The organism is Streptomyces sp. NPDC002690 (genome assembly GCF_053592415.1).
Genome location: NZ_JBSFVR010000271.1, coordinates 1 through 10,296, shown reverse-complemented (window position 1 = coordinate 10,296; position 10,296 = coordinate 1). Strand labels below are relative to the sequence as shown.

The following is a 10,296-nucleotide window of genomic DNA, read 5'->3' as shown; positions in this document are numbered from 1 at the left end:
AAGCTAAGCCTTTCAGCGCCGATGGTACTGCAGGGGGGACCCTGTGGGAGAGTAGGACGCCGCCGAACAATTTTTCCGGGAGACCCCCGTGCCTTGTGGCACGGGGGTTTTCTGCGTTCTGAGCGTCTAGGCTCGAACCATGCGCTACGAACTGGTCATCTTCGACAACGACGGCGTGCTCGTCGACAGTGAGCCGATCTCCAACACGATCCTCGCCGCGTACCTCACGGAGCTCGGCCACCCCACCACGTACGAGGAATCCCTCCGCGACTACATGGGGTCCGCCGTGCACCGGGTGCACGATCTGGTCCTGGAGCGTACGGGCGGGAAATTGCCCGACGACTTCGAGACGACGCTCAACGCCAGGCTGTTCGCCGCCTTCCAGGAGGAACTCGTCGTCGTCCCCGGAGTCGAGGACGTGCTGGAGTCACTCGTGGCCGAGGGGGTGGACTACTGCGTGGCCTCCTCCAGCGGTCACGAGAGGATTCGTGTCAGCCTCCAGAAGGCCGGCCTCGACCAGTGGTTCGAGGAGGAGTGGATTTTCAGCGCGGAGGACGTCGGCCGGGGCAAGCCGGCGCCGGACCTGTTCCTCCACGCGGCGGAGTCGATGGGCGTCGCCCCCGAGCGGTGCGTCGTCATCGAGGACAGCCCGCTCGGTGTCGAAGCGGCGCGGGCTGCGGGGATGGACGTCTACGGCTTCACCTCGATGATGCCGGCGGAGCGGCTCGTCGGAGTGACCGGGCACTTCTCGGACATGGCTCAACTCCCCACATTGCTCGGCTGATCCGTCTACCCACGGGTAGATCCTGGCTCTACGCTCCCGCCATGACAGATGCGCGGTTGCGGTACGGCAGGGGTTCGTTGGCGTTCAGCTTCTTCGTGCAAGGGGTGACCTTCGCACTGCTGGTGACGCGTATCCCCGCCATCCAGGACCAGTACGGGATATCCGACGGGCTGCTGCCCGTCTTCCTGGCCGCCGTGCCGATCCTCGCCGGGGTCGGCAGCGTGGTCACCGAAAAGGTGGTCGCGCGGGTGCGGCCCGGGACCGTCCTGCGCTGCGCGCAGCCCCTCGTCATGCTGGCCCTGCTCGGGGTCGGCGCGGGCGACGCGGTGTGGCACGCGGCCTTCGCGCTCGCTCTCTTCGGGCTCTCCGTAGGAGCGCTCGACGCCTCCATGAACATGATGGGCGTCAGCCTTCAGCGGGCCTACGGCCGCAGCATCATGCTCGGCTTCCACGCGGTGTTCAGTCTCGGCGGGATCGTCGGGGCCTCGCTGTCCTGGGCCGGTGCGCACTGGGACCTGTCCCTCCTCGTCTCGTACCTGCCGGCGGTCGCCGTGCTGCTGCCCGCCGCGCTGATCGGCAGCCGGTGGTACACGGAGGGCGGGGCGAAGAGCGAGGAGGCCGAGGAGACCGGTGGGGCCGCGGCGGCCTCCGTGTCCTTCCGGCTGTTGCTGCCGCTCTGTCTGGTGATGTGCTTCGCGTACATAGGGGACTCGACGGTCTCCAACTGGAGCGCCAAGTACCTCCAGGACGTGCTGGGGAGTTCGGAGCAGCTGTCGACGGTCCCGTACAACGTGTACATGGTGACGACGCTGCTGGGGCGGGCCGTGGGGGATTACGGGGTGCGGCGGATCGGGGCGGCGGCCGTGGTGCGGCTGGGTTCGGTGGTGGCGGCCGTGGGCTTCGGGGTGGTGGCGGTGGCGCCGGGGGCGTGGGCCGGGATGGCCGGGTTCACCCTGCTCGGGTTCGGGCTGTGCGTGATCGTGCCGCAGACCTTCGCGGCGGCCGGTCGGCTGTTCCCCGGCGCCAGCGACGTCGCGGTGGCCCGGCTGAACATCTTCAATTACGTCGGGTTCCTGGTCGGTTCGCCGCTCGTGGGCGCGCTCGGCGACGCGTGGAGCTACCGCGGCGCGATGCTGGTGCCGATGGTCCTGGTGCTGGTGACGCTCGTGTACGCCCGGTCGTTCGGCGGGGACGGCGCCCGATACGGTGGCGGGCATGAGCGGGCGCGCACGGTTGATGTGGGATGACGCGGTAACCGGATACGACTTCGGGCGTGGTCATCCGATGGACCCGGTCCGGCTGGCCCTGACGATGGGGCTGGTACGGGCGTTCGGGCTGGACGGAGCCGTGGACGTGCGGTCGGCGAAGGCCGCGGGCGACTCCACGCTGCGGCTGGTGCACCGGCCGGACTACGTGGCGGCGGTACGGGCCGCCTCCGCCGACCCCCTCGCGGCCGACCAGAACTACGGGCTCGGCACCACCGACGATCCCGCCTTCGCGGGGATGCACGAGGTCTCCGCGCTCATCGCCGGGCTGTCCGTGGGCGCCGCCGAGGCCGTGTGGCGGGGCGAGAGTGACCACGCGGTGAACTTCACCGGCGGTCTGCACCACGCGATGCCCGGGGCCGCCGCGGGGTTCTGCGTCTACAACGATCCGGCGCTCGCGATCGCCCGGCTGCTGGAGCTGGGCGCCGAGCGCGTCGCCTACGTGGACGTGGACGTGCACCACGGCGACGGGGTCCAGGCCGCGTTCTGGGACGACCCCCGGGTGCTGACGGTGTCGCTGCACGAGCACCCGCGCGCGCTCTTCCCGCACACCGGCTTCCCGCAGGAGACCGGTGGCCCGGCCGGTGAGGGCGGGGCGGTGAACGTGGCGCTGCCGCCCGGGACCGGCGACGCGGGCTGGCTGCGGGCCTTCCACGCGGTGGTGCCGGAGCTGATCGCCGACTTCGCGCCCCAGGTGCTGGTGAGCCAGCACGGGACGGACACCCACTTCGACGACCCCCTCGCCCATCTGGCCGTCACGCTGGACGCACAGCGGGCCGTGATGGAGGCGTGTCACGAACTGGCGCACGCGCACGCCGAGGGCGGGCGCTGGGTGGCGCTGGGCGGCGGCGGGTACGCGGTCGTCGACGTGGTGCCGCGTTCCTGGACCCACCTGGTGGGGATCGCGGCGCACCGGCCGGTCGACCCGGAGTCGGTGGTCCCGGCGTCCTGGCGGGACGAGGTCCACGCCCGCACCGGGAGGCCGGGCCCCGAGCGGATGACGGACGGCCGCACACCCCACTGGCAGTCCTGGGATTCCGGTTACGACCCCGTGGACCGGCTCGACCAGGCGGTACTCGCGACTCGTCGTGCCGCGTTCCCGTTGCGTGGGCTGCTCGCCTGAAGAGGGCCTGTTCACAAGGGTGCTGACGGATCGTCGGGTCTCGCCGTCCGGTCGGACGTTACGCCAACGGTGGCGCGGCTCGCGGGTTTTGGCACCCGTGTGAGGCCCGTGCGGAAGCATGGCAAGGGTGTTGAGCACCGGGGCGCTGCGCGCCCACCTGCTGGCGGCCCGGTTGGCGGGGCCCGTCGCCACCTCGCGCGAGGACAGTCTGCGCAGTTACCGGCTCTTCGCCGCCGGAGACCCGCGGGTGACCCTGGGCGTCCGCCCGGAAGGGGCCTGGGGTGCCTGGGAGGTGCTCGGGCTGATGGCCGAGCGGTGCGGGGTGTCGGGTGATCCCGGGCAGGTGACGGGTGGGGACACGATCGACCCGGAACGGACCCTCGCGCGGCTGGACGCGTTCGCCGCGCGGCTCGCCGAGGTGGCCGCGCGACGCGCACCGGTCCTGCTCGGTACGGGCCATCCCGAGCGGCTGATCGGCTTCTACGCAGGGCTGGCAGACGCCCTGTCGGCGGCCGGCTGTACGGTCCTCACCCCCGCGCGGGGCCGTCGTGTCGACATAACGACTCGATTCGGCGTACGTCCGTACCGGCTCGATTACGTACGCGGGGTCGCGCTCGTGCGGGAGCCCGGTGCACGCGGTACGAGCGGGGGAGCCGGGGCGCACACCCACTCCCCGCTGCCCGTGCGGGCCGCGCTGGAGAGTGCCGCGGAGGACTCCGGCGGGCTGCCCCAGCTGGTGATCGGCGACCATGGATGGGCCTGCGGTGCAGGTCAGCTGGGTATCGAGGCGATGGGTCCGGCTGATGTGAACGATCCGGCGCTCTTCGTCGGCGAGGCGGAGGGCAGGGTCTCGGTCGCGGTGCCGCTGGACGACGCGGTGGCGGCGGAGCACTATCTGCCGGTGACGCGCTATGTGCTCAATCGGGCCTGTCTGTCACAGTAGGCGCCCGATCGCCTCACCTCTTCCCCACTCGCATCACCCGCCCCTAATCTGGGCAGTGAGCGCACAACGACGAAGAGTCACCGGAGGGGAAGCCGGTGCGCGTCGCCTGCGGAAGGTACAGGTGGGTCATGGCTGCTGGCAGCGAGAGACCTCTGAACGAGGTCAAGTTTCTGACCGTGGCGGAAGTCGCCTCGGTCATGAGAGTGTCGAAGATGACCGTGTACCGCTTGGTGCACAGCGGTCATCTGCCGGCGATCCGGGTGGGCAGGTCGTTCCGGGTGCCGGAGCAAGCGGTTCACGAGTACCTCCGCGAATCCTTTGTGGGGGTCGAGTCGGCCTGACGTCTTTCCCTCGGATTACGTCCCTCACCAAGTGACGGGTAGGCTAGGCCGACGTAGGTCGTGTGGGCCCAGACGCCCCGCACCAGGATGAGAAGTGAGCGAGGGTAGTCGTGGGCTCTGTTATCAAGAAGCGGCGCAAGCGGATGGCCAAGAAGAAGCACCGCAAGCTGCTCAAGCGCACGCGCGTTCAGCGTCGCAACAAGAAGTAAGCGAACGCAGTTCGTGCCTCCGCAGCCCCTCCGCCGTCATGGCGGAGGGGCTGCGGTATTTTCCGCCGCGGTTTTTCCGACGCCGCTTCGAGTGCCGCTCCGGAGCCGCTTCCGAGACCGCTTCCGAGACCGCTTCCGGCGCGGCATTTCCGCTGCGGTTTTCCGGTCCCGGACGCGACGAGTTCGTCAAACCCCGCTCCGGGGAACCCGCAGGGAAACATCCACCCGCTACGGTGACCGGCAGGGGACGGCCCTTTCCGCGGGCGTCCCGCCTCGTGGACCGACGGAAGGCGCTGATCTTGGGAAAGGTCGTGCTCGTCACAGGAGCGGCCCGGCAGCTGGGAGGCCGCTTCGTACGGCGCGTCCAGCGCGACCCCGGCGTGGACCGGGTGATCGCCGTCGACGCGACCGAGCCCGGGCACCGGCTGGGCGACGCGGTGTTCGTACGCGCCGACATCCGGCAGCCCGCCATCGCGCGGGTGCTCGCCGAACACTCCGTGGACACCGTGGTCCACCTCAACGTCTCCGGCAAGGCGCTCGGCGCGGCCGGCCGGACGACGATCAAGGAAACCAACGTCATCGGCACCATGCAGCTCCTCGGTGCCTGCCAGAAGTCGCCCACCGTCCAGCGTCTGGTGGTGAAGTCCACCACCAGCGTCTACGGATCCGCCCCGCGCGACCCGGCCGTCTTCACCGAGACGACTCCGCCCAAGTCGCTGTCGAGCGGCGGCTTCGCGAAGGACGCGGTCGAGGTCGAGGGGTACGTACGCGGCTTCGCCCGCCGCCGCCCCGACGTCGCGGTCTGTGTCCTGCGCTTCGCCAACATCCTCGGCCCGATGCCGGACTCGCCGCTCGCGGACTACCTCGCGCTGCCCGTACTGCCGACCGTCCTCGGGTACGACCCCCGCCTCCAGTTCGTCCACGAGGACGACGTGATCGACGTGCTGGGGATCGCGGCGGGCGAACCCCGGCGGGGCACCCTCAACAGCGGCACCTTCAACATCGCCGGCGACGGAGTGTTGCTGCTGTCGCAGTGCGCGCGCCGTCTCGGCAGGCCCACGGTCCCGGTGCTGCTGCCCGCCGTCACCTGGGTCGGCTCGGCGCTCCGCGCGGTCGGCATGACGGACTTCTCGCCGGAGCAGATCCGGCTGCTCACCCACGGCAGGGTGGTCTCCACCTCCCAGATGTACGAGACGCTGGGCTTCCGCCCGAGGTTCACCACGGCGGAGACCTTCGCGGAGTACGCCCGCAGCCGCGGCCCCGGGCTGCTGCCGCCCGAGGCGGTCGGCCGCGCGGTCGACCGCCTGGCGGCGCTGCCGCTCGCCGGTCCGGAGCGCCGGACCCTGCCGGCCGACCCGACGAAGGCCCGTACGACGACGCACGGCGCCAGGTAGAGGAGCGCATCGACGATGGCGGACGCCAAGGTCATTCCGTTCGACGAGGACCGGTCCCGGGGAGGCACGGGCGGGTCACGTTCCGCGCGCCGCCGGACCGGTACGGGTCCCGGCGCGGGCGCCGGGCGCGCAGGGGGCGCCGCGGCGCCCGTGAGCGCCCTGCCAGGGGCCCAGGTGCCCGGACAGGTGCCCGGACAAGGCCGCGCGGACACCGAGCCGCCCCAGGACGCGCCCGAGCCCAAGGAGGGGGCGGGGGCGGCGACGCCCGGGACGCACGAGGCGGCGGATACGCCCCTGAGCACGACGCGCGCCGACTGGGACCGGCGGATCGCCGGCGGACTGGCCTTCCTGCGGCGGCGCGTGACCGGCGATTACGAGGTCGACGAGTTCGGCTACGACGAGGAGTTGACCGACCAGGTCCTGATGTCGCTGCTGCGGCCCCTCGCGGACAAGTACTTCCGCGTCGAGGTGAAGGGGATCGAGAACATCCCCGCCGACGGCGGTGCGCTCGTCGTCGCCAACCACTCCGGGACCCTGCCGCTCGACGGACTGATGCTCCAGGTCGCCGTGCACGACCACCACCCGGCCGAGCGCCACCTGCGGCTGCTCGCCGCCGACCTCGTCTTCCGGCTGCCGGTCGTCAACGAACTGGCCCGGAAGGCCGGTCACACCCTGGCCTGCGCGGAGGACGCGCAGCGGCTGCTCGAACTCGGCGAGATCGTCGGCGTGATGCCGGAGGGCTTCAAGGGGCTCGGCAAACCCTTCGGCGACCGGTACAAGCTCCAGCGCTTCGGCCGGGGCGGGTTCGTGTCCACCGCACTGCGGGCCGGGGTGCCGATCGTGCCCTGCTCGATCGTGGGCGCCGAGGAGATCTACCCCATGCTCGGCAACGCGAAGACCGTCGCGCGGCTGCTGGGCTTCCCCTACTTCCCCGTCACCCCGACCTTCCCCTGGCTCGGCCCGCTCGGCATGGTGCCGCTGCCGACGAAGTGGACCATCCAGTTCGGCGAGCCCATCCCGACCGACGGCTACCCGCCGGAAGCGGCGGAGGACCCGATGCTGATGTTCAACCTCACCGACCAGGTGCGCGAACAGATCCAGCACACGCTGTACAAACTGCTGGTGCAGCGCCGCTCGGTGTTCTTCTGACCGCAGCCCGAAGCAGCCCGAGGGGGCGGACGTCCGGAGTCGATCCGGATGCCCGCCCCCTCGCCCCGCACGGACGGCGGGGCCCGCCTCTACTCGTCCGCGTCCTCCGCGCTGATGCCCAGGCCGGGGAGGAGGCCGGGCAGCAGCGGCGGCAGGGTGACGTCCGGCGTGCTGGAGCTCGCGGAACCGCCCGAGCCCTCCGCGTCGCCCGAGCCCGACGGCGTACCGCCGTCGTCCGTCGGCAGGCCGTCCAGCAGACCGTCCGTACCGCCGAGAAGGCCGTCCCCGGACTCCGGTGACGCCGAACCCGAGGGCGAGGGAGAGTCGCCCTCGGCCGACGAGGTCGCCGAGGAGGGCGCCGACGACGGCGCCGTGGACGGGGCGGTCCGCGAGGAGCCACCGCCTCTCTGCGGGACCCCGGACCGCTGCGAGGCGCCCCCGCCACTCCTGTCCGGGGTGCGCGGCAGCAGCGATTCCAGCGGTGCGACCTCTTCGTCTATGGCCGCGAGCACCGAGGTGACCTTGTCCCCGACGTCGGTGAGCTGGACGGGAAGCCGGTCGCGCAGGCTGCTCCAGGTGTCGCGGTGCGAACGGGAGAACGAGTCCAGAGCCTGGATGGGACCGAGGCTGCCCTCACGTTCGTACGCGGCGTGGAGCAGCCGGTGTCCCTCGGAGGCGTCGTGCGACATCCCGCTGAGGGCGCGCCGGATCTCGCCCAGCGACTCGTGGTCCAGATGGCCGGAACGGCCGCGCTCCATCAGGCGGCGTGCCTCGCTGAGCCTGGTCGAGGCCTGGTCGAGAAACGCCTCGCCGCGGTCGGTGTCGCTGTCGGCCATGGAGCGCTGGATGTCCTCCATGCCCCGCTTGAGGCCGTACAGCGAGTCGCCGGGGAGGGCGTCGGAGCTGGCGGCGGCGACACCGCCGAACGCGCCCGCCGCCACACCCACGGTCAGTCCGCCGGCCGTGAGCCCCTTCGCCCAGCGGGAGCGTGGCCGGAGCTTGCGGAGCGGGGAGGCCCGGTGGGCTCCCCTGGGGCGTTGCTCGGGCACCGTGGGGCCCGTGGACGCGCTGCCCTCCGCGAACATCGCCTCCATGGCGGCGACGAGCTGCGCTCGTTGCACCACTTTGACTTCGGGATCGAACTGCGGCGACGGCAGTTCACCGAGGCCGTTCGCCAGGGCCAACAGTGCTCCGTGGTCGGCCTGTTCGGCCTGTTCCTCGGGCTGTACGGCCGCCGCACCCTGGGGCGACTGCTCCTCCAGGGCCTGGGCGAAGGCGTTCGCCCGCCGGTGTGCCGAAACGTTTGCGATCACTGGCGGCACCTCCTCTCGTCATGACGGTCGACTCCCCTGAGGGTCCGGAAGGTTGTACACCCGGGGTCGATGCCACTCGATGGAGTGAGTGACGCCGGTCGAGGTGTAGCTACAGGGGGCCTGCATCCGGCACAACGAGCGGCGCGGCACTTGGGTTACGGACGAAAGATGATCGGACCAGTGCGTCATGAACGCGACACTCTGGACGACAGAGGTGTGCCCTGGTGTGCCCTGTCGGCGGCGGCCGACGGCCTGCGGCGGGCCGCGTCAGCGGGCGTCGTCCGGCAGCAGACGGGCGAGCGTGCGGACGGCCCGGTACTGGAGGGTCTTGATCGCACCCTCGTTCTTGCCCATCACCCGGGCCGTCTCGGCGACCGAGAGCCCTTGCAGGAACCGGAGCGTCACGCACTCCTGCTGCTGCGGGTTGAGGCGCCGCACGGCCTGGAGCAGCGCGGCGTTCGAGAGGGACTCCAGCACGGAGTCCTCGGGGGAGCGCTCGACCTCGTTGGCGTCGAGCATCTCGCCGGTGGTCACTTCCAGCCGGAAGCGGCTGGACTTGAAGTGGTCGGCGACGAGGTTGCGCGCGATGGTGACCAGCCAGGCGCCGAAGTCGCGGCCCTGCCAGGTGAACGTGGAGATGCGGCGCAGCGCGCGGAGGAAGGTCTCGCTGGTGAGGTCCTCCGCCGTGGCCTTCCCGCCCACGCGGTAGTAGATGTACCGGTACACGGTGTCGCTGTACTGGTCGTAGAGGCGGCCGAACGCGTCGGCCTCGCCGGCCTGCGCACGCTCGACGAGGTCCATCATGCGGGCGCTGTCGCTGTCGGCGGTGGGACGGCGAACGGCTGTCGTCGACGAGGCCGACGAGGCCGGTGAAGAGGACGATGAGGACGATGACGCGGAGGATGCGGTCGAGGCGGCGCGGTTGCTGCGTCTTCCGACCACCGCACCGCGTTCCGCCAGGGCATGGCAAGGGCCGGCAGGTGCGGGTGCAGGGGTGGCGAGCGCGGGTACGGCGTACGCGGTGGGGACGAAGCCGCGCAAGCGGTCGAGGACCGTTGCACGCAGCGTAGCCAGGCCCGAGGCGTCAACCCCGACGTGTGGGTACACGGGACTCCCAGAGGCAGAGCTTCCATCACGAGCAGTTCGAAATCCGTCACCTTTTACAGGGGGTGGCGGGCTCCGTCATGCGTTTGAGGAGAATAACGCTTCGTACAGGCGGCGCTACACCGAGTTGCTAAAATCACCGGTTGCGCCAGAACCCGTACCTCTCGGTGACTATTACGGTCGCAGATGGTGACCGGTAATTGATCGAATTTCTTCGCGATCTGTCTTTGCTCGATACCGGTTGTGGTCGTCGCCGTCCCTCGGGAGCCGTCGTGGCCCGGCGGCGCGGGGCTTTCGCGGCCCTCCCGCAGGAGGTCGCGCGCGTGCGCGGCCCCGACGCGGCCGTGCGGGGGCGCGGGCCGGTGGAGGGGGAGTGCGCGGCGCACAAAGGCGCGCGGGCGGAGTGTTCGGAGGGTCGCGCGAAGGCGCACAGATGTCCGTGCGGACGGAGGGGTGCCGGGAGGCCGCGCGCCCGTACGGCTGTGCGGGCGCGCGCACGGAGGTACGCCCGCGCACACGGAGGTTCGACGGAGCGAACGCCGGGTGAGCGCGGGCGTGGGCGGTCCGGCGGGGCGGGCCGGGACGGCGGGGCTGGGCGGGGGCGGGCTGACCCGCTCACCACCGGGGCGGCGGTGGGCGGGTCAGCGGCGGCGGCGGTGCAGCGCGACGGC

General features: G+C 71.3%; 10 protein-coding genes and 1 rRNA gene. 9 read left to right on the top strand and 2 right to left on the bottom strand.

Annotated elements, in window-relative coordinates:
- From rrf to ACWD3D_RS26805, 9 genes are all read left to right on the top strand, one after another.
- Nucleotides 1-68: ribosomal RNA gene (gene rrf / locus ACWD3D_RS26845) — 5S ribosomal RNA — on the top strand; the annotation flags it as partial.
- Between the two features lie 71 nt (nucleotides 69-139).
- The gene (locus tag ACWD3D_RS26840) at nucleotides 140-784 is read left to right on the top strand and encodes an HAD family hydrolase (RefSeq protein WP_451463361.1); all 645 of its coding nucleotides are present in this window, start codon (nucleotides 140-142) and stop codon (nucleotides 782-784) included.
- A 41-nt stretch (nucleotides 785-825) separates the two neighbouring features.
- Nucleotides 826-2,031, top strand: a complete 1,206-nt coding sequence (locus ACWD3D_RS26835) for an MFS transporter (protein ID WP_451463360.1) — start codon at nucleotides 826-828, stop codon at nucleotides 2,029-2,031.
- Nucleotides 2,000-3,172, top strand: a complete 1,173-nt coding sequence (locus tag ACWD3D_RS26830; RefSeq protein WP_451463359.1) for an acetoin utilization protein AcuC — start codon at nucleotides 2,000-2,002, stop codon at nucleotides 3,170-3,172. Before ACWD3D_RS26835 ends, ACWD3D_RS26830 begins: the two co-directional genes overlap by 32 nt.
- 127 nt (nucleotides 3,173-3,299) lie before the next feature.
- Nucleotides 3,300-4,115 carry a phosphatase gene (locus ACWD3D_RS26825; protein WP_451463362.1) on the top strand — a complete coding sequence of 272 codons (816 nt, stop codon included), beginning with the start codon at nucleotides 3,300-3,302 and terminating at the stop codon, nucleotides 4,113-4,115.
- Between the two features lie 128 nt (nucleotides 4,116-4,243).
- On the top strand, nucleotides 4,244-4,456 hold the full coding sequence (locus ACWD3D_RS26820; RefSeq protein WP_014046653.1) for a helix-turn-helix domain-containing protein: 213 nt from the start codon (nucleotides 4,244-4,246) through the stop codon (nucleotides 4,454-4,456).
- Between the two features lie 110 nt (nucleotides 4,457-4,566).
- The gene (locus ACWD3D_RS26815) at nucleotides 4,567-4,665 is read left to right on the top strand and encodes a 30S ribosomal protein bS22 (RefSeq protein WP_003948845.1); all 99 of its coding nucleotides are present in this window, start codon (nucleotides 4,567-4,569) and stop codon (nucleotides 4,663-4,665) included.
- 299 nt (nucleotides 4,666-4,964) lie between these two features.
- Nucleotides 4,965-6,059 carry an NAD-dependent epimerase/dehydratase family protein gene (locus tag ACWD3D_RS26810; RefSeq protein ID WP_451463358.1) on the top strand — a complete coding sequence of 365 codons (1,095 nt, stop codon included), beginning with the start codon at nucleotides 4,965-4,967 and terminating at the stop codon, nucleotides 6,057-6,059.
- 15 nt (nucleotides 6,060-6,074) lie between these two features.
- Nucleotides 6,075-7,208 (top strand): lysophospholipid acyltransferase family protein, encoded by a 1,134-nt coding sequence (locus tag ACWD3D_RS26805; RefSeq protein WP_451463357.1) that lies wholly within the window; start codon nucleotides 6,075-6,077, stop codon nucleotides 7,206-7,208.
- 89 nt (nucleotides 7,209-7,297) lie between these two features.
- On the opposite strand, the gene ACWD3D_RS26800 is transcribed toward ACWD3D_RS26805, so the two are convergent.
- Together ACWD3D_RS26800 and ACWD3D_RS26795 are read right to left on the bottom strand one after the other, a co-directional pair.
- A complete protein-coding gene (locus tag ACWD3D_RS26800; RefSeq protein WP_451463356.1) occupies nucleotides 7,298-8,521 on the bottom strand; it encodes a DUF5667 domain-containing protein in 1,224 nt (407 codons plus the stop codon).
- Between the two features lie 267 nt (nucleotides 8,522-8,788).
- Entirely contained in the window at nucleotides 8,789-9,628 is an 840-nt protein-coding gene (locus ACWD3D_RS26795) for an ECF subfamily RNA polymerase sigma factor, BldN family (RefSeq protein ID WP_451463355.1), read from the bottom strand.
- Nucleotides 9,629-10,296: the final 668 nt, after the last annotated feature.